Source organism: Halobacillus litoralis, from assembly GCF_020524025.1.
GTDB lineage: Bacteria > Bacillota > Bacilli > Bacillales > Halobacillaceae > Halobacillus > Halobacillus litoralis_D.
In genome coordinates, this window is the sequence record NZ_JAIVKN010000004.1 from 130680 (window position 1) to 152890 (window position 22211).

The window sequence follows — 22211 nt, forward strand, 5'->3', positions numbered from 1 at the left end:
GAGGAACAATGATGAGTCAATCCTATAAACAAGCTGGCGTAGATGTTGAAGCCGGCTATGAAGCTGTTGAACGAATGAAGAAACATGTCAGCCGTACGATGCGTAAAGAAGTACTCGGCGGCCTCGGTTCTTTTGCAGGATTGTTCGATATCAGCGGTATGACGTATGAACAGCCCGTGCTCGTTACAGGGACAGACGGGGTCGGAACGAAGCTCAAACTCGCTTTTGATATGGATCGTCATGATACGATAGGAGTGGATGTTGTCGCCATGTGCGTCAACGATATTGCTGCCCAGGGGGCGGATCCTCTTTTGTTTTTAGATTATATCGCCTGCGGAAAGAACGAACCGGCACGTATTGAGCAGATTGTCAAAGGCATCGCGGACGGGTGTGAACAGTCTGGAGCAGCGCTGGTCGGCGGAGAAACAGCTGAAATGCCCGGCATGTATGACCCTGAAGAATATGACCTTGCCGGCTTTGTTGTCGGAATGGCTGATAAAAAACAGATTATTACAGGAGAGTCCATTACAGAAGGGGACGTCCTTATTGGTCTGCCGTCATCGGGTGTGCACTCAAATGGATTCTCGCTTGTCCGTAAGCTAATCGCAGACCTTGATCTGAATAAGGTCTATCCAGGTTTAGATCGACCGCTTGGCGACGTGCTTTTGACACCGACCGTCATCTACGTTAAAGCGATTCAGGCCCTTAAAGAATCGGTAGAAGTCAAAGGGCTCGCCCACATTACCGGAGGCGGGTTTTATGAGAATATTCCACGCTCGCTGCCAGAAGGACTTGGTGCTTTAATTGAAACAGACAGTTGGCAGGTCCCTGCTGTATTTCGCTTTCTACAGGAAAAAGGCGGTCTTTCCGATGAAGAGATGTTTGGTGTTTTTAATATGGGCATCGGGATGGTCGCGTCCATCCGTCGGGAAGATGTAGACAAAGCAGTCGCCTCCTGCCCGGATGCTGTTGTCATCGGCCGAGTGATCGGCGGAGAAGGGGTGCGGTGGTCATGATAAACATCGCTGTCTTTGCTTCCGGGACGGGTTCGAATTTTGATGCGATACTAAAGGCCATTGAAGAGGGGACGCTTGATGCCAGGGTAGCTCTGCTCGTCTGTGACCGTGTAGGTGCAGGAGTTATTGAAAAGGCGCAGCTTCATGAGATAGATACGGTTGTTTATACCCCGAAGATATTTGAAAATAAAGCGGCTTATGAAGCTGCCATCCTGGAAGACTGCCGGACAAGAGGGGTAGAATTTATTATTCTAGCCGGCTATATGCGGTTGATCGGACCAACGCTTTTACAGCCTTATGAAGGTCGGATTGTTAATATTCATCCATCTCTACTGCCCGCGTTTCCCGGTAAAGATGCGATCGGCCAGGCACTAGATGCAAAAGTAAAAGTGACAGGAGTAACGGTCCACTTTGTCGATGATGGAATGGATACAGGACCAATCATTGATCAGGAAGCAGTCAAAATTGAAGCTGCAGATGGCCCTGAAGATCTAAAAGAAAAAATTCAGGCCGTTGAGCACCGCCTTTACCCAGAAGTCATCCAGTCTTTATTCATCAAGGAGGAATTGAAATGAAAAAACGAGCACTGCTCAGCGTATCCAACAAACAAGGACTCACGGAATTTGCGAAACAACTGCATGAACTAGATTACGAACTTGTCTCTACAGGCGGAACCAAGAGGACAATTGAAGAAGCGGGAGTGCCCGTTTTATCCATTTCCGAGGTGACCGATTTTCCTGAAATCATGGACGGACGTGTAAAAACGCTCCACCCTTCTGTTCACGGCGGTCTGCTTGCCAAGCGGTCCAACGAAGATCATATGAAACAGCTGGATGAATTGAACATTGAAACGATCGATCTTGTCGCCGTCAATTTGTACCCGTTCAAAGAAACAATTGCTAAAGAAGATGTAACGGAAGCAGATGCGATTGAAAACATCGATATCGGCGGACCAACAATGCTTCGTGCCGCTGCCAAAAGTTTTGAAGATGTCGCGGTCGTTGTTGATCCTGCTGACTATAGCGAGGTGGTATCGAGTCTGCGTGAAGGAGAGCTCTCCTTTGAAGCCCGCCGTAAGCTTGCGGCAAAAGTGTTCCGTCATACAGCCAACTATGATGCAATGATTGCCGGCTACTTCGCTGAGCTGACAGAAGAGGCGTACCCAGAAACGTATACAGTTACCTATGAGAAAGTTCAGTCCCTGCGTTATGGTGAAAATCCACATCAGAGTGCTTCTTTCTATAAAAAAGCCAATGTGGATGGAACGTCTCTTGCAGAGGCCGAGCAGCTGAACGGAAAAGAACTTTCCTATAATAACATACAGGATGCCAACGCTGCGCTTGAAGTGGTGTTGGAATTCAACCAGCCGGCAGCAGTAGCTGTGAAACATATGAACCCGTGCGGTGTCGGGGTTGGAGATAACTTATATGATGCTTATGTGAAAGCTTATGAAGGAGATCCAATATCCATTTTCGGTGGAATCGTTGCGCTCAATCGTGAAGTAGATGCGGATACTGCAGCAAAGTTAAAGGAGATCTTTCTTGAAATCATTATTGCTCCTTCCTTTAGTCAAGAAGCGCTTGATCTATTGACAACGAAGAAGAATCTCCGTCTTCTGAAAGTCGATATGAAGAAATCTGATCGACCGTCACACAAGCTTACAACTGTAAATGGAGGATTGCTCGTTCAGGATTCAGACGAAGGATCCCTGGATGACGTGGACCTTGAAGTAGCGACAGAACGTGAACCAACAGAACAGGAATTGGAAGACTTAAAGCTTGGCTGGAAAGTAGTTAAGCATGTGAAGTCAAACGCCATCATTGTTGCAAAAGGTGATCGTACGCTTGGAGTCGGCGCAGGGCAGATGAACCGTGTAGGAGCAGCAAAAATCGCTTTCGAACAGGCTGGTGAAAAGGCGGAAGGAAGTATTATGGCCTCAGATGCCTTTTTCCCAATGCCGGATACAGTCGAAGCAGCAGCTGAAGCTGGTGTAAAAGCAATCATCCAGCCTGGCGGATCTAAACGAGATCAGGATTCTATTGATGCCTGCAATAAACACGGCATAGCGATGGTCTTTACAAAAATGCGTCATTTCAAACATTAATGGAGAAGGGGGCAGGGCGATGAATATACTCGTTATCGGACGTGGAGGGCGTGAGCACAGTCTCGTTCAGAAGCTTTCAGAAAGTGAGCAGACCGATCGGATTTTTGCAGCACCTGGAAATGCAGGCATGGAGAAAATCGCGGAATGCGTGGTCATTGACGAAGGCGATCATGAGCGGCTTATCGCTTTTGCTCAGCAGAATGAAGTGGGATTGACAATCGTCGGACCGGAAAACCCTCTCCTTGATGGAGTTGTGGACCGCTTTGTCGAGGCTGGGTTGAAAGTGTTCGGCCCTTCGCAGGCAGCTGCTTTGATTGAAGGAAGCAAGCATTTCGCTAAGCAGCTGATGGAAAAGTACCACATTCCAACCGCGGGTTATCAAGCTTTTGAAGATATAAAGAATGCCAGGGCTTACATTGAAGAGAAAGGTGCCCCTATTGTCATTAAAGCGGATGGCTTGGCAGCTGGAAAAGGCGTGGTAGTCGCTGAAACAGTTGAGGAGGCCGTTGCTGCAGCTGAAGAGATGCTTGAGAATGGGCAATTCGGGGATGCGAGCAGAGAGATTGTCGTTGAGGAATTTTTAGCAGGGGAAGAATTTTCGCTGATGGCTTTTGTTAATGGAGAAGAAGTGTATCCGATGGTTCCTGCAAAAGATCATAAGAGGGCATTCGATGGTGATGAAGGTCCAAACACCGGTGGCATGGGGGCTTTTGCTCCTGTCCCTCAACTAACCGAAAAATCGTATCAGACGGCACTCCATGATATCGTTACTCCTGTAGCGGCAGCTATGGTGGAAGAGGGGCGGTCGTTTACCGGAATTCTATACGCTGGATTGATTGAAACGTCAGAGGGGCCCAAAGTGATTGAATTCAATGCGCGTTTTGGAGATCCTGAGACGCAGGTAGTACTTCCGCTGTTACAAAATGACCTTGTGCAGGTGATTTTGGATATTCTGGACGGCAGGGATCCTCAACTGTCATGGACGAATGAGTCGTGCGCAGGTGTTGTTGTGGCCTCCAAAGGGTATCCAGGAGCCTATGAAAAAGGGCGGCTTCTTCCTGCCATTTCGGTCGAGGATGATGTGTTTGTCGTTCATGCAGGAACAGCCCTTGATGAAAAAGGGTATGTATCCAACGGCGGACGCGTCCTTCTTGTTGGCAGTAAAGGAAAGACCTTAGCTGATGCATTGAGTCAGACCTATCATTCTGTGCAGGTCTTTGATAATTTCGATGACTTTTTTTACAGGCATGATATTGGTCGTTCATCGGTTCTTTCTTCGGCTTCGCACTCCGACGAAGAATAGTGCGGCAACCGAGCCGATGATGGTAACGACAACAAATCCAATGTCTGTTAAGTTTTCCATGAAATCCATAGTACCCATCCTTTCGTTCAGCGGGGTCTTCCCCGCTCTTTTTTTGTCTGGAAAAATGAAACAGTCCCTTTATATATGGTGATTTTATTTAAGCTTCCTTATCAGGAACAGTTGATTTCGAGGTGTAGGCTGAGTGTAAGGAGCAGTAGAAAAGGATTCGCTTTCCTGTGGGGAACTGACGAGCTTCCCCGGGGTTCGCCCTGTGGGATCTCGTCTACTCCCTTTTACCGCGGAAGTCGCACCTTTTCCTACGCCCCTTAACGTGTAGGATTTCCCGAAATCCCTATTGGAGTCTTATAGATCGTTAAAAGATTATGGAAGGGGTGATGTTTTGATCCTTTCCAGTATGACGGCAGAAAAATCTAGTAATCCTTAAATTAAATTGCGGATCCCCTGGGTTTTATTCGGCATGCACACCGATTGAACGCTGTCCGCCTTTCTTCTTCTCCACAAAAATAGAAAAGTGCGTCATGATTCCGCTTTTCGAATGAATGGAAGAAGGAACTCCCGAAAATGGGGAGTTCCTGGGGCAGTTATGAGGCTGCTTTTTTGGGTTTCTCGGTCTTTTTCTTCATATATCGGCTGAATACAAAAAGAAGTGGAAAAAACACTGACAAACACCTCCACTGACGGAGCATCTATTAGATGCGTACGCTTTTATTGGTGGTGCGGAATGTCTTGCTGCCAGCTTTCTTCTTTTCCATCCGTCTCTGTCGCCATTTCTTCATAAATCGCAGTGACCGGGCAGAACCGTACAATACCTTCAGCAACTTTCAGTGCAGCCATCATAATCAGCATCGGGTGAGAGGAAGCGTCCTTTTTGCGGACGCCTCGTATGGTTAGGAAAGTAAGCATACTTAATCCTGCCGTAATGCGAACCATGCTGTTGATAATCCCAATGTTCGGCTTCATCAGGTTCCTCCTTACCATATAGGAATAGGCTGTGTTACGATAGAACATAATGAAATCAGGGAGGGATACTCCATGAATGAAACACGTTTCCGTTGGCGGAACCGTCAGCTGAGAGAACATGCAGCGGTCATTGACGGTAAGAACGCGCCGACGAAAGTAATTACGAACACGACCTATTTAAATGTTTACTTAAAAAAATGGATGACCGGCCATATCTGGCTATACAATGATCGAATCATTTATACAGGGGAAGCACTTCCTTCCAATACAGAAGGAACAGAAATGATTGATGGGAAAGACAGTTATATTGTCCCTGGCTACATCGAGCCTCATGCCCATCCATTTCAATTATATAATCCCCAAAGTTTAGCTGAGTATGCAGGCGCAACAGGTACGACTACACTCATCAATGACAACTTGATGTGGCTTTTTTTAACAAAAAAAGAGAAAGCGTTTTCTTTATTGGAGGACTTCATGAATCTGCCTGCTTCGATGTACTGGTGGGCGCGATTTGACCCCCAGTCCGTCCTGCGTGATGAGGACAGACAGGCGTTTGATGACCAAATTCCTGACTGGATCAATCATGATGCTGTTATTCAAGGGGGAGAACTAACCGCGTGGCCCGATGTGCTCCATCATGGAGATGAGCAGATTCTGCACTGGATGCAGGAGACAAAGCGCTCGCGCAAGCCTCTTGAAGCACATCTTCCCGGGGCATCGGAAGATACTTTGGTTAAAATGCGTCTCCTAGGCATGGATTCAGAACACGAGTCGATGAGCGCAGAAGATGTAATTAAACGTCTGGAAATTGGATACCATACTGGTCTTCGCTATTCTTCCATTCGTCCTGATCTGCCTGTTATTCTGCAGGGGCTTGTTGAGCAGGGGCACGAGCATTACGATCACTTAATGTACACGACAGACGGGTCTACTCCAGGTTTTTATCGAGATGGACTTATCAATTCCTGTATTCAAATTGCTCTTGATGCAGGAGTTCCTGTAATAGAGGCTTATATGATGGCAACCTACCAGGCTGCCCGCCATTTTGGAATTGAAAACAGGGTCGGCAGTTTAAATGCCGGTCGTGTTGCCCACTTGAATTTCTTATCAGATCCGAAAAATCCAACCCCTCACTCCGTCATTGCCAAAGGGGAATGGGTGAAGAAGGATTCTAAAGTCATAGCAGAAGAAACGACTATTCAATGGGAGAAAAATGGGATTCAGCCACTCGAATTGGATTGGGAAGTTACCGAAGGAGACTTACAGTTCTCTATGCCGGTGGGTCTGAAAATGATTAACGATGTTATTATGAAGCCGTATGCCATTGATACAGAAGCGGCGACTGAACGGCTGTCTGATGAGACGGATGAATCATTTCTTGTATTGCTTGACCGGGAAGGGGAGTGGAAAGTGAATACCCTGTTGAAAGGGTTCACACGAACCCTCGGAGGACTTGTCAGTTCCTATAGCAATACCGGTGACATTATTTTAACTGGAAAATCGAAAAACGATATGCAGATGGCGTTTAAACGCATGAAAGAAATAGGCGGAGGTATTGTTCTGGTGAATGAAGGGGATATTGTTTTTGAAATGGCCCTGCCACTGGGAGGAGTCATGTCAGATCTCCCGATGAAAGAGCTTATTGAAGAAGAGGCACAATTGAAAGCGATTCTGAACGATTATGGTTTCGGATTTTCAGATCCCGTTTATACGCTGCTTTTCTTATCTTCCATGCATCTGCCTTATATCCGCATCACACCGCTTGGAATTATGGATGTAAAAAAGAAAGAGGTACTCTTTCCTTCGATAATGCGTTAAAATAAAGATGGGACTACAGAAGAGGAAGTGCTGTAATGAGAAAGCTTACGTTCTTTTGTTTGCTTTTCATTTTGCTACTCACTGCTTGTAATGGCACAGACGATATTGTGCAACGGTTTAAAGAATGGAAAGAGAAAGATACAGCGGCCGAAAACCAAAACGGGAATGAAAAGATTTTTCCATTGACGGGTGAACAAGCGCCGGATCAAGTAGATCACCGCATCCTTTCTGTCATGATCAATAACCATACCAAGGCACGGCCACAGACTGGGCTGAGCCAGGCAGATATCGTATATGAAGTATTGGCAGAAGGGCAGATCACACGCTTCTTAGCTTTGTTCCACAGTGAGATTCCTGATACAATTGGACCAGTAAGAAGTGCGCGCCCGTACTTTCTTGAAATTGCAAGAGGGTTCAACGCTCTCTATGTATATCACGGCGCTTCCAATAAAATTAATGATCAGGTCGCAGCCAGCGGCATCAATTATTTGGATGGAGCGCTTTATGACAATAACGGCTGGCTTTTTCAGCGGTCATCAGACAGACAGGCACCACACAATTCCTACTTGTTGACGCAGGGAATTGAACGAATGGCTGAACAAAAAGGATACGTTTTTACTCATTCGGTAAATGCGCTGCCATTTGACAGCCAGGCGGAGCTTGACGGTACACCTGTTAACCATATCATCATTACGTACGGGCCACGTACCAAGGTTCGTTATTCTTATAAACCGAAGGAAGGTTTCCTGCGCTCCAGTGATGGAGAGCCGACAGTGGATCGTGCAGATGGTGAACAGATTGCTGTAGAAAACCTATGGATCATCAAAGCAGACCATCGTGTAATGGATAGCGCCGGCCGGCGTGAGATTAATCTAAAGTCAGGCGGCACAGGTTATCTCTTACAAAAAGGGCAGATGAAAGAAGTCCAGTGGAAAAATATAAGTGGGCGCTTACTGCCGTTTGAAGATGGAAAAGCACTCCCATTCCTCCCGGGGAAAACCTGGGTCAATATTATATCAGAGAACACGACCGTTGAACGGTCATAGTTAAAGGAGGGAATCCTAATGCAAATCGATAAACTGCGTGGAAAAACGCTTGATCAGCTTTTTGAAGCTATTCTATCTTTACAGGATGTTGAAGACTGCTATGAGTTTTTTGACGACTTGGCAACAATGAATGAAGTGCAATCCCTGGCTCAGCGACTGGAAGTGGCTCGTATGCTGAGAGAAGGATTTACTTATCATAAAATTGAAACTGAAACCGGCGCATCGACAGCGACGATTTCCCGTGTGAAACGCTGCTTGAACTACGGAAACGACGCCTATACCAAAGCGCTTGATCGTGTCCAGGCGAAACATACAGAGTAAGAAAAAAAGACTACCATCCCGGTAGTCTTTTTTAATGGAAACTCGAACATTTCTTCTTTGCTCTCCAATCACTATAACGTATCTTCTATTTCAGATAGGACGAGCATAGGTTAGTACTATGGAAGGAGACTGGCCTATGAAGCAGATGGTGAAAAAAGGTGTGATGATCCTGATCGGCAGTTTCATCCTTTCTTTAGGAATCAATTTTTTTCTCATTCCCGACCACGTACTGGATGGAGGTATTATCGGTATCGGGATGATTGCTAATTATATGTGGGGAATGAAGGTAGGGCTGACCATCATTTGTTTTAGTATCCCTATTTTCACGCTCGCCTGGTTCTACTTCCGTGCCTACTTTTACAACAGCCTGCACGGACTTCTCGTTTCTTCGTTTTCAATTGATGTCCTACAAGGCCTGCGTGCTTACCATCTTCCCATTGATCCTGCAATCAGCTCTATTATAGGCGGGGCGCTGGTTGGGGGCGGGATAGGAATTATGCTTCGTCACCAAACGAGTACAGGAGGCACGGACCTTTTAGCTCAAATGATTGCCGACTGGTGTAAGGTTAATGTAGGTTTTGTAATATTAGCGATTGACGCTGTAGTCATCGGTGCAAGCGGCGTCTTATTTTCAGTGGAAACATTGTTATTATCGGCCATTACTATTCTGAGTGTCGGTCTTGTAACCATGACGTTTACATCAACGCGACTGCTCCCTGAACACCCTTCCTAAAAAGCAGCCTTCTCCAGTAAGGCTGCTTTTTTATTTGCTCTTTTGAGCTGGTTTTACATAAGATCTCTTTTTTAAAGCTGAAGTTTCCAGGTGGTTTTAGAGTATTATAAGGTCCTGCAGATGATGTAGACCTATCTCATTCAAGTTCTTAAGATAACTGCCATACCCCGCTTCAAGGATGTGACCGTTCCTTTTAAAGATAAATTCACGTACATTTGCGCGGAAAGAGGGTACGTTAAGAGATAGACTCTCTCCCTCATCCTATAGGAGCTTTTCTAAAGACAGAATTTTTTATCGGCGTTCAACTCTCAACCCGGGGCGTAAATTTTGTTATAATGAGTGAATGGATAACTGTTGTTTTGGAGGACGGAAATGTACAATATAAGCGAGTGGGATCATGCGTTTAAGCTTGATCCGAATAAGACGATCACGAATGAGGATCTCCGGCGGATCTGTATGTCAGGAACGGATGCGATCATCGTCGGAGGGACAGATGGTGTAACATTTGAAAATGTCACAGATTTGCAGGAAAGGATCGAAAGCTATGATGTCAGGTGTGTGCTTGAAGTCTCAGACCTTGAAGCCATCGCTCCTGGCTTCGATGCGTATTTCATTCCGCTTGTTTTAAACAGCGGGGAGAAAAAATGGATGATCGACGTTCAACACCAGGCGATCAGGGAATATGCTGACGTCATCAATTGGGAGGACATGGCTGCTGAAGGGTACTGTGTATTGAACCCTGAAGCGAAAGTGTTTAAGAAAACGACGTGTACGCTTCCAAGTGAAACAGACGTTGTCGCCTATGCGCAAATGGCTGAACATATTTTCCGTCTGCCTGTTTTCTATATGGAATACAGCGGAACGTATGGGAATCCAGCTCTTGTACAATCCGTCGCCAGTCAATTAGATAAGACAACGCTCGTCTACGGGGGCGGCATCCGCTCAAAGAGTCAGGCGCAGGAGATGGCTGCTTATGCGGATGTCATCGTCGTCGGTGATGTGATTTATGATCATTTAGAAACGGCTCTTCAAACGGTCGAAGCAGTCAAATCAACAAAGATGAAGGATGGTGGACCCTCATGACCCAGGCTTTGAACGCATTGATTCAAGGTTTGAATACAGAACAAAGAAACGCGGTAACCCACACAGAAGGACCGCTTTTAATTATGGCAGGTGCCGGCAGTGGAAAGACCCGCGTATTGACACACCGTATTGCCTACTTACTTAGTGAAAAAGATATAGCGCCACGAAATATATTAGCCATTACATTTACAAATAAAGCGGCACGCGAGATGAAAGAGCGTGTTGAATCACTTGTCGGAAAAGACGGTGAGAAAATCTGGATGTCCACGTTCCACTCCATGTGTGTGCGGATATTACGACGGGACATCGACCGCATCGGTTATGATCGGAATTTCTCCATTTTGGACTCCAGTGACCAGCTTTCTGTCATTAAGCAGGTACTTAAAGAAATCAATCTGGACCCGAAAAAGTGGGATCCGCGTGCGATGCTCGGTGCAATCAGCAATAGCAAAAACGAACTGATGACAGCAGAGGACTATGCCAAGCAGGCAGGAAATATGCACGAAGAACAGATTGCTGAAATCTATAAAGGTTATCAGAAAAAGCTTCGTAAAAATCAGTCGCTTGACTTCGATGATCTCATCATGCAGACACTACGGCTTTTTGATGAGGTTCCAGAAGTTCTTGAATCCTACCAGCGCCGTTTTCAGTACATTCACGTAGATGAGTATCAAGATACCAACCATGCACAATACCAGCTTGTGAAACATTTAGCGAGCCGTTATCAAAACCTTTGTGTAGTCGGTGATTCCGACCAGTCCATATATGCTTGGCGCGGGGCGGATATTCAGAACATCCTCAATTTTGAAAGCGACTATCCAAATGCGCGAACGATTCTGCTTGAGCAGAACTATCGTTCCACAGAATTGATTCTGGATGCGGCGAACAATGTAATTGACAAGAACAGCGGTCGTAAACCAAAGCGCCTTTGGACAGATAATAAAGGCGGAGAGAAAATTCATTACCACCAGGCAGGCACGGAGCGTGAGGAAGGTCTTTTTGTAACGGATAAGATTGAAGACCTTGTCCGCCAGGGCCGGTATCGTTATCAGGACGTCGCGATTCTTTACCGTACCAATGCTCAGTCTCGTACGATTGAGGAAACGTTTGTAAAAGCGGGCGTTCCTTATCAGATGATTGGCGGTACAAAGTTCTATGACAGAAAAGAAATTAAGGATATGCTTGCGTATCTCCGCCTGATCGCTAACCCGAATGATGATTTGAGTTTCCAACGTGTCGTCAACGAACCGAAGCGTGGCGTTGGTAAAACAAGTATGGATAAAATGCTTGCCTACGCAGCGGATCATGACATTTCTTTATACGACGCAGCAGCTGAAGTCGATTTTGTTGGTGTGAGTGCCAAAGCAGCAAAAGCAATTATGAGCTTTCGTAAAATGATTCAAAATTGGTGTGATCAGCAGGAATTTCTATCAGCGACAGACATGGTTCAGGAAGTGATTGATAAAACCGGCTATGAAGAAATGTTGAAGAATGAAAAAAGCATTGAAGCACAGAGCCGACTGGAAAACATTGAAGAATTCAAATCCGTAACCAAAAACTTTGAAGAGAATGCAGAAGACAAGACGCTTGTCGCTTTCTTAACAGACCTTGCTTTAATTGCGGATATTGATTCCATGAATGAAGATCCGAGCAGTGATGACACAGTCACACTCATGACGCTTCACTCAGCCAAGGGTCTTGAGTTTCCTGTTGTATTCCTCATTGGAATGGAAGAGAACGTCTTCCCTCACAGCCGTGCCCTGATGGAAGAAGAAGAGATGGAGGAAGAACGTCGTCTTGCTTATGTAGGGATTACACGTGCGGAGAAAGAATTATTTATCTCCCATGCGAAAATGCGGACTCTTTACGGACGTACAAATATGAACCCGATCAGCCGATTCATTCATGAGATTCCAGGAGAATTGATTGAAGGTAAAGAGGAAAAAGAAGAACTGCCATTCTTCAATAAAAAGCGGGAAACAACTCCATTTGGTGCAAAACCCCAGGAAGCTCCGCAAAAGCGTGCAGCAAAGAAAACGAAGAAAAAAGAATCAACAGGTGGAGAGAAAATTACCTGGCAGCCTGGAGACAAAGCCCAGCATAAGAAGTGGGGAGAAGGAACGGTCGTTAAAGTCCAGGGTGAAGGGGACGCGATGGAACTGGATATCGCCTTCCCTGCACCGACCGGCATTAAGCGACTGCTTGCCCGGTTTGCTCCGATTACGAAAGCGTAAGGAAGTGGATGGAAATGAACCCAACGGAAGCGCAACAAAAAATAGAAGCTTTGAGAGAAGAGCTCGAGCAATACAGCTACGAATACCACACGAAAGATAATCCAAGTGTGTCGGACTATGAGTATGATAAAAAAATGCAGGAACTGATCAAACTGGAAGAAGAGTTTCCTGATCTTCAAACACCGGACTCGCCATCCCAGCGAGTGGGAGGCGCTCCTTTAGATGCCTTTGTCAAAGTCCAGCATGACATTCCGATGCTCAGTCTCGGCAATGCTTTTAATGAAGAAGAGCTGCGTGATTTTGACCGCCGCGTCAAAAATGGAACGGATGCTGACGTAAGTTATGTGTGTGAGTTGAAAATTGATGGACTTGCCGTTTCCTTGAAATATGAGAATGGCCTTTTCGTCCGCGGCGCAACACGTGGGGATGGGACGACAGGTGAAGATATTACCAAGAACCTGCGGACAATCCGTAACATTCCGCTTCGTTTGAAAGAACCCGTTACCCTGGAAGTGCGTGGAGAAGCGTATATGCCAAAGAAATCTTTCGTGGCCTTGAATGAAGCGAAAGAAGCGAATGGAGATGAACCATTCGCAAACCCGCGTAATGCAGCTGCAGGATCACTGCGTCAATTAGATCCAAAAATCGCAGCGAAACGGAATCTTGATATTTTCTTATATGGGATCGGTGTTTGGGAGAACGACCCGACAGATGCTCACAGCGAACGACTCGAGAAAATGAAAACCCTCGGATTAAAAACCAATCCGGAGTGGAAAAAGTGTAACAATATTGATGAGGTCATCGACTATGTAAATAGCTGGGTTGAGCACCGCCCCGATTTAGACTATGAAATTGATGGCATTGTTATTAAAGTTGACTCTCTTGATCAGCAGGAGACGCTCGGGTTCACAGCTAAAAGCCCGCGCTGGGCAACGGCATATAAATTCCCTGCCGAAGAAGCCGTGACTAAATTGAACGATATCGAGCTCAGCGTCGGCCGTACGGGGGCCGTTACACCAACAGCAATTCTTGATCCTGTTAAAGTAGCGGGCACAACTGTCCAGCGGGCTTCGCTTCATAATGAGGATCTTATTAAAGAAAAGGATATCCGAATCGGTGATACTGTCGTCATCAAAAAAGCGGGGGATATTATCCCGGAAGTGGTTCGTGTCCTTGAAGATCAGCGTACAGGAGAAGAGGAACCGTACCGCATGCCCGAAACATGTCCAGAGTGTGGCAGTAACCTTGTACGTTTAGATGAAGAAGTCGCACTTCGGTGTATCAACCCTAACTGTCCCGCTCAACTGCGTGAAGGTCTGATTCACTTTGTATCCCGAAATGCGATGGATATTGAAGGGCTCGGAGAAAAAGTGATCGCCCAGCTTTTTCAGGAGAATTTAATTCACAATATTGCTGATTTGTACAAGCTTGACCGGGACGAGTTGCTGCAGCTTGACCGGATGGGAGAAAAGTCAGTCGAGAACTTATTGAACGCCATCGAAGCTTCTAAAGAGAAGTCCTTAGAGCGTCTTTTGTTCGGCCTTGGCGTCCGCTACGTCGGTTCAAAAGCGGCAGGCACACTTGCCCAGCATTTTGAACAGATGGACAACCTCCTGCAAGCCGATGCAGCTGAGCTTGAAGCGATCCCTGAGATTGGCAGTAAGATGGCCGAGTCCATTGCCAGCTACTTTAATAAATCACAAGTGATTGATTTAATTGAGGAGCTGAAATCGCTCGGGCTTAATATGGAATATAAAGGTGCGAAGAAGAGCGACCAGCCGGCTGACTCACCATTTATGGACAAGACCATCGTCCTTACAGGGAAAATGGAACACTTCAGCCGATCAGAAGCGAAGAAAATTGTTCAGGAACTTGGCGGGAATGTCACTGGAAGTGTGAGCAAAAAAACCGACCTTCTCATCGCCGGGGAAGATGCCGGTTCAAAATATACTAAGGCGAGTGACCTGGGAATTGAAATCTGGGACGAAGAGAAGTTTAGAAGCGTTTTATCAGAGTAACTGCAGGATGGTTTAAGGGAATATGATCTAGCTCATGCGTCTTTTCTCTGTTTTTTTGGCTCGTTCTGAGGATAAAACATATCGGAGAGTAAAGGCGCCTGGGTTTTTCTTAATTAGGGAGTGGGAAACATGAGGAAGTGGCACGCACTGTTACTTAGTTCTGTGTTCGTTGTAAGCGCGTGTACGCCCGTTTTTGACAACAGAGAAGAAGTCATACAAGAAACGAAAGATGAAAACAATAACCAATCCGCTATAGTACCAAACTACAGCATGTCAGAAGAAGATTACCGGATGATTTTAACCGAAAGCAGCCCGAAAGTGTCAAGTGCCAGGGCCGTAACGACGAATCAGATGGGAAACCGGATGGATATCGATGAATTTGAAAGTGGACTCCGCCGTCATTCTAAAGAATACTACAACCCGGAAAAGTACTTTTTTCAGCCGGGACAGTATCTGAGTGATGGTACTCTTTTAGATTGGTTATCCAGAAAAAGTAGTACAAAAGAAGCAGGGTTGAATCCGGAACTTGATGAGGATAAAGCAACAGAAGAAGATTTCCGTGAAAAACCCCGCTATATATCCAACATCGTTGAACAGGACTATCTGGTGAAAAAAGATGAAAATGTGGTGGAATTAAAAGGCCTCACTATTGGAATTTCCCTACGTACCGTCTACAATTTTAAGACGCCCGATGGGAAGAGTTTTTCAGAGGACCATTCGACTTCAGAGTTGTTGAAAAAAGGAAAAGAATACGCAGGCGAAATTCTTAAGCGGATCCGGGAACGGGAGGAGCTTAATAACGTCCCGGTAGTGTTTGCGCTCTACGAAGAAGAAGAAGCAAGCTCCAAAGTACCCGGTAAATTTTTAAGTAAGGCATATGTGAAAGGCTCTGACATGACCGTGGACGGCTGGGATTCGATTAAAGAAAAGCACATCCTTTTCCCGTCAGCAGAAGCTAAGAAAGATCACTTCGATGACTCGCAGATTTTCTCTGATTTCAGGAATGAAGTCTCCGATTATTTCCCTAACTTTGTAGGGATGATAGCGAATGGGTTTTATGTGAACAATGATCTGCGTCAAGTATCAATAGAAATTCCAATCCAGTTTCAATCACAGTCTGAAGTGGTTGGCTTCACTCAATACGTCTACAGCCTTGTTGTTGAGATGTTCCCTGAACATTACGACGTGCAGGTGAATATCCATAACATGGACGAACCTGAGAGCCTGATTGTTCGTAAAGCTGGTGAAACCGAGCCATTTGTCCATATTTATGAATGATTGAGAGACCGCACAGCAAATCAGGCTGTGCGGTCTTTTTAATATAATATAGAGAAAAGTAAAACGAACGGTTAACTGTAGAGGGTCAAAGGGGGGAGGGTCTTTCTCTGCAGGTGTGTGCTGAGTCTCCTGATCCCCCATCGGATCCTGCTCAGAAAGATGCTTTACATCCTGCCTGTATATTTCTGTATCGTACCTGAAGAGTCAGGCCTGCCGATTAGCCATACCAAAAAAGTAAAAGATACAGGCGCTTTGGTGTGTGAAACTATTCAAATCAGGGGATAAAAGGAAAAGAACAAACAATCAGGAGCTGGTGACTTTGTTACATGTGGTCTGGTTTAAACGCGATCTTCGTCTATATGATCATGAACCATTAAATAAAGCAGTCCAAGCAGGTGATCCAATCCTTCCAATCTATGTAGCCGAGCCTTCTATTTGGCAGGGGCAGGAATTATCGGCCCGACACTATCAGTTTGTCCAGGAGAGTCTTCGTGATCTGCAGGAAAACATAAGAAAGAAAGAAGGAGAATTGTACATCGCTGTTGCTGAGATGGAAGAAGTGTTGAATGCAATCTACGATACTTTTGGAGCTTTTACCCTTCATGCTCATGAAGAGAATGGTACCCCTCATACATATGCGCGTGATGTGAAGGTTCATCGCTGGATGGAAAAGAGAAACCTTATTTTTAATGAACAACAGCATTTCGGAGTGGTGCGCAGGCTGAAATCCAGAGACGACTTCAGCAGCTATTGGGAGGAATTCATGACGAGAGAGATTACACCTGTGACAGACAGGCTGCCTTGTGTAGGAACAGTTCCTGATTGCTTTACGCCGCAATTGGAAAAATTGAAGGAGCTTTATGTAGGTGGAACTAAGCTTGAGACAGGTCAAACCGGTGGCGAAAAGGAAGCCCATCGAACTTTAAACAGCTTCTTAAAGGAGCGTTTCCGAACCTACAATGATCATTTATCAAAGCCTCATCCGTCTTCGATTTCCGGAAGCCGATTATTTCCTTATCTTGCGTGGGGGAATATTTCAATTCGTTACGTTGTCCAGAAAACAAGACAGAAACTGTCCGCTTGTGAAGATGTAATAGATCGCAGGCAATTACAGGCCTTCCTCTCACGGATGCATTGGCACTGCTACTTTATTCAACGTCTGGAAGATGATCCGGAGCTCACAGAAAAAGCGATGAATCCAGCTTTTGATCAAATTCGAACGGATTGGAATGAGAGGGCTTTTAAACAATGGTATCAGGGACGAACAGGAATACCGATGGTGGATGCCGCTATGCGCGCACTCCATGAAACCGGATGGATTAACTTTCGTTTACGGGCGATGGTTGTGTCGTTTGTCTGTCATACCCTGACGTTGGATTGGCGGAAGCCTGCCCATGCACTGGCCGGCCTTTTTCTTGATTATGAACCAGGGATTCACTACAGCCAGATCCAGATGCAGGCCGGGACAACCGGGTTTAATACCATTCGGGTTTATAATCCAATAAAGCAGGGACTTGACCACGACCCGGATGGCACATTTATACGAAAGTTCGTTCCTGAACTTAGAGGCATTCCCCTGTCATTTATCCATGAACCTTGGAAGCTGCCAACGTCCTATAATCTTGACTATCCGAATCCTATGGTTGATGTGCCGACAGCGAGTAAACGGGCACATGATGTTCTTTGGTCGATGAAGGAAACAGATGAAGCGAAGGAATGGGCTGCAAAACAACAGGATAAACACGGATGGAGAAAAAAGAAGAAAGAAAGGAAGTCAGAGAAGGCCGAACAACTGACGTTTGACTTATTTGAATAGAGAGGAGGAGTCGTATGAACTCCACCCGGGCACTAAAAGACCTGTTTCTGAAGTAGGAGCAGGTTTTTTAGTATATGAAAAGAGGGAACATACAACATCTGTGGCCTATATAATAGAAGAAACTTACTTATGATTTTTCGACAAATGGAGAAAATATACGAGCATATCTGACAATGAGCGATTATAAAAAAGCTATTTTCTGGTCATATCTTATTTTCCGTATATTTGGGTAGTAATCGTTTGAACTGTTCACCTAGTTACGATAGAATAGTTTTGGAAACGCTTATTGTGATAATTTTCAAAAAATTACATAGCGTCAAACCCATTCCCTTCAAGGAGGCGTTTTTTATGGTGGTCCCTTACAAACATGAACCATTCACTGATTTTACTGTAGTAGAAAATCAAAAAGCTTTGGAAGCTGCAATTAAGCAGGTCGAAGCGGACCTTGGAAAAGATTATCCCCTTATCATTGGCGGGGAGCGGATAATGACGGATGATAAAATCGAAGTCGTCAATCCAGCCAATAAAAAAGAGGTCATCGGTCGTGTGTCAAAAGCCAATCAGGATCTTGCAGAAAAAGCGCACCAGGTCGCAGACGAAACGTTTGAGTGGTGGCGTAAGACAAAAGCTCAGTTCCGTGCAGACATTTTGTTCAGAGCTGCTGCCATCGTCAGGCGCCGTAAACATGAATTTACAGCTCATCTTGTAAAAGAGGGCGGGAAGCCATGGAAGGAAGCGGATGCGGATACAGCGGAAGCGATTGACTTTTTGGAGTATTATGGGCGGCAGATGTTAGAAATTGATAAAGGCGTGGAAGTTAATTCCCGTCCTATAGAAAATAACCGCTTCCACTATATCCCTCTCGGTGTAGGGGTCGTCATTTCCCCATGGAACTTCCTATTTGCAATCATGTGCGGAACGACAGTCGCCGCCATGGTTTCCGGTAATACGGTTCTATTAAAACCGGCAAGTGCAACACCGATTATCGCTTATAAGATGATGGAAGTGCTTGAGGAAGCGGGTCTTCCAAATGGCGTCATTAACTATATTCCAGGAAGCGGAAAAGAAGTGGGTGACTATCTGGTCGATCATCCACGCACACGGTTTATCAGCTTTACAGGATCACGTGAAGTGGGTACACGTTTGTTTGAGCGTGCAGCCAAAGTTCATGATGGGCAGAAGTGGCTGAAACGAACCATTATTGAAATGGGAGGAAAAGATACGATTGTGGTTGACAGTGACTCAGACCTTGAATTAGCCGCTGATGCCATCACTTATTCGGCCTTCGGTTTTTCCGGGCAGAAATGTTCGGCCTGCTCCCGTGTCGTCGCACATGAAGAGATTTATGATGAGCTGGTCGATCGTGTAGTTCAGAAGACGAAAGAACAAGTCAACTATGGCGATCCAACAGACAACAGCAACTATATGGGGCCGGTCATTGATCAAGGGGCCTATGATAAGATCATGAGTTACATTGAAATTGGTAAAGACGAAGGGAAGCTGCTGACAGGCGGAAAAGGCGATGACAGTAAAGGGTGGTTTGTAGCACCAACTATTTTTGGTGATTTACAGCCCGATGCCCGTCTCATGCAGGAAGAAATCTTTGGACCAGTTGTTGGCTTTACGAAGGCAAAGTCCTTTGATGAAGCTATTGAAATAGCTAACAATACGGAATACGGTTTGACTGGCGCTGTTATTTCCAATAACCGCGAACATATTGAGAAAGCACGTGAAGATTTCCATGTCGGTAATCTTTATTTTAACCGAGGCTGTACCGCTGCTATCGTCGGGTACCATCCTTTTGGCGGATTCAATATGTCCGGAACAGATTCTAAGGCTGGTGGGCCGGATTATCTCATCCACCATATGCAAGGCAAAACGACATCTGAAATGTTATAGTTTTTAAAAACGAAAAACCCCCTTCCTCATAAAAGTGGAAAGGGGGTTTTTTGGTTTAGAAAAGAGCATACTAGGGAAGTAAGAAACAGTTCCATTGGGACCATTTGCATAACCTAATTAAATTTTTTTAATAAATTTTGTGAATGAATATCATAAGAAAGTCATCTATTTGCATGATTATACATGTTACAGGAATATTCATTCAAATTAGCTGATTTATACCAATTTTTGCAATGTTCGCTCAAAGGTTATATGATATAGTTGTACCTGTATTTGGATTTTTTAAGTCTATATGACTTAAGAACCATGCGTCGGTACCATTGCATAGAATTGTATAGACCAAACCAGGGAGGTGACAATGTGTTTGAACTCGCTACCGCAACATCAGCAACAATCGCAGGGGCAACATGGTTCTGGTTATTTGTCCCGATGCCAATTTTACTTATCCTATCTATCATTACACTTTTTACTGAGAGGAGCGAATAACAAAACATGAGTACTGCAACGTTAATAACATTTATTGTTTACTTAATAGGTATGCTGGGCATTGGCTTTGCCGCATATCGTCTAACATCTGATTTATCTGATTACGTTTTAGGCGGCCGTCGTTTAGGTCCGGGAGTTGCTGCGCTGTCAGCCGGTGCTTCCGACATGAGTGGCTGGCTGCTGCTGGGTCTGCCTGGTGCTATTTACGCATCTGGTTTGTCTGAAGCCTGGATCGGTGTCGGTCTTGCTATTGGTGCTTATTTAAACTGGCAGTTTGTCGCACGCCGTCTTCGAGTATTTACAGAAGTTGCGAACGATTCCATTACGGTTCCTGACTATCTTGAGAACCGTTTCCAAGATAAATCACACATCTTACGTGTGGTATCTGCAGCTGTAATCTTATTATTCTTTACCTTTTACACATCTTCCGGTATGGTTGCCGGTGCGAAGCTGTTTGAAGCTTCCTTTGCATTAAGCTACACACAAGCCCTGTGGCTGGGTGCTATTGTAACAATTTCTTACACATTCCTTGGTGGATTCCTGGCAGTAAGCTGGACAGACTTTGTTCAAGGGATCCTGATGTTCTTAGCTTTAATCTCTGTACCTATTGTAGCGATTTCTGAACTTGGCGGGTGGAATGCAGCCACAGACGCTGTAGCTCAAATCAATCCATCCCACTTGAACATGGTTCAAGGTGTCGGAGCCCTTGCAATCATCTCATCTCTCGCATGGGGTCTTGGTTACTTTGGTCAGCCGCATATCCTTGTGCGTTTTATGGCACTGCGCTCTCCTAAAGATGTACCGAAAGCTCGTTTAATCGGGATCGGATGGATGGTTCTTGGTCTGTATGGTGCTATCTTCACAGGTCTATTCGGACTTGCTTATATCAATACGGCAGACGTTGCTGACCTAACCACATTTAATGCTGAAGTAGTAACAGAAGGCGGCATTCAAATGCTGGCTGACTCAGAGAAGATTTTCATCACCTTCTCTCAGATTCTGTTCCACCCGGTGATTGCAGGTATCCTGCTGGCAGCTATTCTATCTGCCATCATGAGTACGATTGACTCTCAATTGCTTGTATCTTCTTCTGCTCTTGCAGAGGACTTCTATAAAGCATTGTTCCGTCCGAATGCTACAGAGAAAGAATTGGTATGGATCGGCCGTGTAGCCGTTGCAGGTATTGCTTTAATTGCTGTCCTGCTTGCTGGTAACCCAGATAGTACCGTTCTTGGTCTTGTATCATACGCCTGGGCAGGTTTCGGTGCCGCGTTTGGTCCGATCATTATCTTGTCTCTATTCTGGAAAGGCATTACGCGTAACGGTGCCATCACAGGTCTGGTTGTCGGTGCGGTGGTTGTTGTCCTTTGGGGTGACTTCCTCAGCGGCGGAATCTTCGACCTTTATGAAATCGTACCTGGTTTCATCTTGAGTGCTCTTGCAGCTATCTTAGTTAGTATGGCAGGTAAACCGCCAAAAGCTGTTGTCGATGCATTTGAAGAAGCTAAAAAACAGTATTAATTCGATATAAAGATCCCTGGTCCTAGGACCAGGGATCTTTTTTAATTGGCCGGGCAACCAAGTCTTCGATAGACGTGCTTTTTACAATATAGAAGGAACAAGGTTTCATTCACCATGGAACATCAAGATTTCTGTCTTTCTTGAAAAAAGACACACCTCCTTCAGATATGTTAAGATAAGAAAGATGTGCAGCGTACGTTGAAATTAGATTCTTAAATTTGGTATGATCATATATTATGTGAGATCGAAATGGAGGTCGCATTATGTCCAGAATCAGTAAAGAAGAAGTGAAGCATGTCGCAAACCTTGCGCGTCTTGCCATCACGGATGAAGAAGCAACGACATTCACAAAACAGCTGGATGATATTATCACCTATGCCGAGCAGTTGAATGAACTAGATACAACAGGCGTTGAGCCGACAACACACGTCCTTGATCTTAAGAACGTGATGCGTAAGGACGAGCCGAAGAAGTGGATCACCCAGGATGATGCACTTAAAAATGCACCAGATAAACAGGACGGGCAGTTTAAAGTGCCATCCGTATTGGAATAA

General features: G+C 45.3%; 19 protein-coding genes. 17 read left to right on the top strand and 2 right to left on the bottom strand.

Annotated elements, in window-relative coordinates; translation table 11 throughout:
- Positions 1–11: 11 nt before the first annotated feature.
- Genes purM through purD form a run of 4 tightly spaced genes read left to right on the top strand, consistent with a single transcriptional unit; the run spans position 12 to position 4423 of the window.
- Entirely contained in the window at positions 12–1016 is a 1005-nt protein-coding gene (gene purM, locus LC036_RS14875) for a phosphoribosylformylglycinamidine cyclo-ligase (RefSeq protein WP_226584394.1), read from the top strand.
- Positions 1013–1591, top strand: a complete 579-nt coding sequence (purN, locus tag LC036_RS14880) for a phosphoribosylglycinamide formyltransferase (protein ID WP_226584397.1) — start codon at positions 1013–1015, stop codon at positions 1589–1591. Before purM ends, purN begins: the two co-directional genes overlap by 4 nt.
- A complete protein-coding gene (gene purH / locus LC036_RS14885; protein ID WP_226584401.1) occupies positions 1588–3120 on the top strand; it encodes a bifunctional phosphoribosylaminoimidazolecarboxamide formyltransferase/IMP cyclohydrolase in 1533 nt (510 codons plus the stop codon). The genes purN and purH overlap by 4 nt, the downstream gene beginning before the upstream one ends.
- A gap of 19 nt (positions 3121–3139) precedes the next feature.
- A complete protein-coding gene (purD, locus tag LC036_RS14890) occupies positions 3140–4423 on the top strand; it encodes a phosphoribosylamine--glycine ligase (RefSeq protein WP_226584404.1) in 1284 nt (427 codons plus the stop codon).
- Here the strand turns inward: purD and LC036_RS18630 are convergent.
- Together LC036_RS18630 and LC036_RS14895 are read right to left on the bottom strand one after the other, a co-directional pair.
- Positions 4382–4501 (bottom strand): EYxxD motif small membrane protein, encoded by a 120-nt coding sequence (locus LC036_RS18630; protein ID WP_413229930.1) that lies wholly within the window; start codon positions 4499–4501, stop codon positions 4382–4384. The two genes, purD and LC036_RS18630, sit on opposite strands and share 42 nt — an antisense overlap.
- Positions 4502–5149: 648 nt before the next feature.
- Positions 5150–5404 (bottom strand): DUF2892 domain-containing protein, encoded by a 255-nt coding sequence (locus LC036_RS14895; protein ID WP_226584406.1) that lies wholly within the window; start codon positions 5402–5404, stop codon positions 5150–5152.
- 72 nt (positions 5405–5476) lie between these two features.
- Between LC036_RS14895 and LC036_RS14900 the strand changes: the two genes are divergently transcribed.
- The 13 genes from LC036_RS14900 to gatC all read left to right on the top strand — a co-directional run bounded on the left by LC036_RS14900 (position 5477) and on the right by gatC (position 22211).
- On the top strand, positions 5477–7222 hold the full coding sequence (locus tag LC036_RS14900) for an adenine deaminase C-terminal domain-containing protein (protein WP_226584409.1): 1746 nt from the start codon (positions 5477–5479) through the stop codon (positions 7220–7222).
- 35 nt (positions 7223–7257) lie between these two features.
- Positions 7258–8268: a DUF3048 domain-containing protein gene (locus tag LC036_RS14905; RefSeq protein WP_226584412.1), complete on the top strand. Its 1011-nt coding sequence runs from the start codon at positions 7258–7260 to the stop codon at positions 8266–8268.
- An 18-nt stretch (positions 8269–8286) separates the two neighbouring features.
- A complete protein-coding gene (locus tag LC036_RS14910) occupies positions 8287–8589 on the top strand; it encodes a YerC/YecD family TrpR-related protein (RefSeq protein ID WP_226584415.1) in 303 nt (100 codons plus the stop codon).
- A gap of 136 nt (positions 8590–8725) precedes the next feature.
- Positions 8726–9322, top strand: coding sequence for a YitT family protein (locus LC036_RS14915; protein WP_226584418.1), 597 nt, complete (start codon positions 8726–8728; stop codon positions 9320–9322).
- Between the two features lie 372 nt (positions 9323–9694).
- Positions 9695–10405: a heptaprenylglyceryl phosphate synthase gene (locus tag LC036_RS14920; RefSeq protein WP_226584422.1), complete on the top strand. Its 711-nt coding sequence runs from the start codon at positions 9695–9697 to the stop codon at positions 10403–10405.
- Positions 10402–12639: a DNA helicase PcrA gene (pcrA, locus tag LC036_RS14925; RefSeq protein ID WP_226584424.1), complete on the top strand. Its 2238-nt coding sequence runs from the start codon at positions 10402–10404 to the stop codon at positions 12637–12639. Before LC036_RS14920 ends, pcrA begins: the two co-directional genes overlap by 4 nt.
- Positions 12640–12653: 14 nt before the next feature.
- Positions 12654–14657, top strand: a complete 2004-nt coding sequence (gene ligA, locus LC036_RS14930; RefSeq protein ID WP_226585204.1) for an NAD-dependent DNA ligase LigA — start codon at positions 12654–12656, stop codon at positions 14655–14657.
- Positions 14658–14786: 129 nt separating this feature from the next.
- The gene (locus LC036_RS14935; RefSeq protein WP_226584437.1) at positions 14787–15935 is read left to right on the top strand and encodes a CamS family sex pheromone protein; all 1149 of its coding nucleotides are present in this window, start codon (positions 14787–14789) and stop codon (positions 15933–15935) included.
- Between the two features lie 313 nt (positions 15936–16248).
- Positions 16249–17751: an FAD-binding domain-containing protein gene (locus LC036_RS14940; RefSeq protein ID WP_226585205.1), complete on the top strand. Its 1503-nt coding sequence runs from the start codon at positions 16249–16251 to the stop codon at positions 17749–17751.
- 348 nt (positions 17752–18099) lie between these two features.
- Positions 18100–19650, top strand: a complete 1551-nt coding sequence (gene pruA / locus LC036_RS14945; RefSeq protein ID WP_226584440.1) for an L-glutamate gamma-semialdehyde dehydrogenase — start codon at positions 18100–18102, stop codon at positions 19648–19650.
- A 360-nt stretch (positions 19651–20010) separates the two neighbouring features.
- Positions 20011–20136: a hypothetical protein gene (locus LC036_RS18515; protein WP_264188395.1), complete on the top strand. Its 126-nt coding sequence runs from the start codon at positions 20011–20013 to the stop codon at positions 20134–20136.
- A 6-nt stretch (positions 20137–20142) separates the two neighbouring features.
- Positions 20143–21657: a sodium/proline symporter PutP gene (gene putP / locus LC036_RS14950; RefSeq protein ID WP_226584456.1), complete on the top strand. Its 1515-nt coding sequence runs from the start codon at positions 20143–20145 to the stop codon at positions 21655–21657.
- Positions 21658–21920: 263 nt separating this feature from the next.
- The gene (gene gatC, locus LC036_RS14955; protein WP_226584459.1) at positions 21921–22211 is read left to right on the top strand and encodes an Asp-tRNA(Asn)/Glu-tRNA(Gln) amidotransferase subunit GatC; all 291 of its coding nucleotides are present in this window, start codon (positions 21921–21923) and stop codon (positions 22209–22211) included.

Excerpts from the sequence above, each read along its gene's own strand:
- purM (WP_226584394.1), top strand. The coding sequence starts at position 12 with ATGAGTCAATCCTATAAACAAGCTGGCGTAGATGTTGAAGCCGGCTAT.
- purN (WP_226584397.1), top strand. The coding sequence starts at position 1,013 with ATGATAAACATCGCTGTCTTTGCTTCCGGGACGGGTTCGAATTTTGAT.
- purH (WP_226584401.1), top strand. The coding sequence starts at position 1,588 with ATGAAAAAACGAGCACTGCTCAGCGTATCCAACAAACAAGGACTCACG.
- purD (WP_226584404.1), top strand. The coding sequence starts at position 3,140 with ATGAATATACTCGTTATCGGACGTGGAGGGCGTGAGCACAGTCTCGTT.
- LC036_RS18630 (WP_413229930.1), bottom strand. The coding sequence starts at position 4,501 with ATGGGTACTATGGATTTCATGGAAAACTTAACAGACATTGGATTTGTT.
- LC036_RS14895 (WP_226584406.1), bottom strand. The coding sequence starts at position 5,404 with ATGAAGCCGAACATTGGGATTATCAACAGCATGGTTCGCATTACGGCA.
- LC036_RS14900 (WP_226584409.1), top strand. The coding sequence starts at position 5,477 with ATGAATGAAACACGTTTCCGTTGGCGGAACCGTCAGCTGAGAGAACAT.
- LC036_RS14905 (WP_226584412.1), top strand. The coding sequence starts at position 7,258 with ATGAGAAAGCTTACGTTCTTTTGTTTGCTTTTCATTTTGCTACTCACT.
- LC036_RS14910 (WP_226584415.1), top strand. The coding sequence starts at position 8,287 with ATGCAAATCGATAAACTGCGTGGAAAAACGCTTGATCAGCTTTTTGAA.
- LC036_RS14915 (WP_226584418.1), top strand. The coding sequence starts at position 8,726 with ATGAAGCAGATGGTGAAAAAAGGTGTGATGATCCTGATCGGCAGTTTC.
- LC036_RS14920 (WP_226584422.1), top strand. The coding sequence starts at position 9,695 with ATGTACAATATAAGCGAGTGGGATCATGCGTTTAAGCTTGATCCGAAT.
- pcrA (WP_226584424.1), top strand. The coding sequence starts at position 10,402 with ATGACCCAGGCTTTGAACGCATTGATTCAAGGTTTGAATACAGAACAA.
- ligA (WP_226585204.1), top strand. The coding sequence starts at position 12,654 with ATGAACCCAACGGAAGCGCAACAAAAAATAGAAGCTTTGAGAGAAGAG.
- LC036_RS14935 (WP_226584437.1), top strand. The coding sequence starts at position 14,787 with ATGAGGAAGTGGCACGCACTGTTACTTAGTTCTGTGTTCGTTGTAAGC.
- pruA (WP_226584440.1), top strand. The coding sequence starts at position 18,100 with ATGGTGGTCCCTTACAAACATGAACCATTCACTGATTTTACTGTAGTA.
- putP (WP_226584456.1), top strand. The coding sequence starts at position 20,143 with ATGAGTACTGCAACGTTAATAACATTTATTGTTTACTTAATAGGTATG.
- gatC (WP_226584459.1), top strand. The coding sequence starts at position 21,921 with ATGTCCAGAATCAGTAAAGAAGAAGTGAAGCATGTCGCAAACCTTGCG.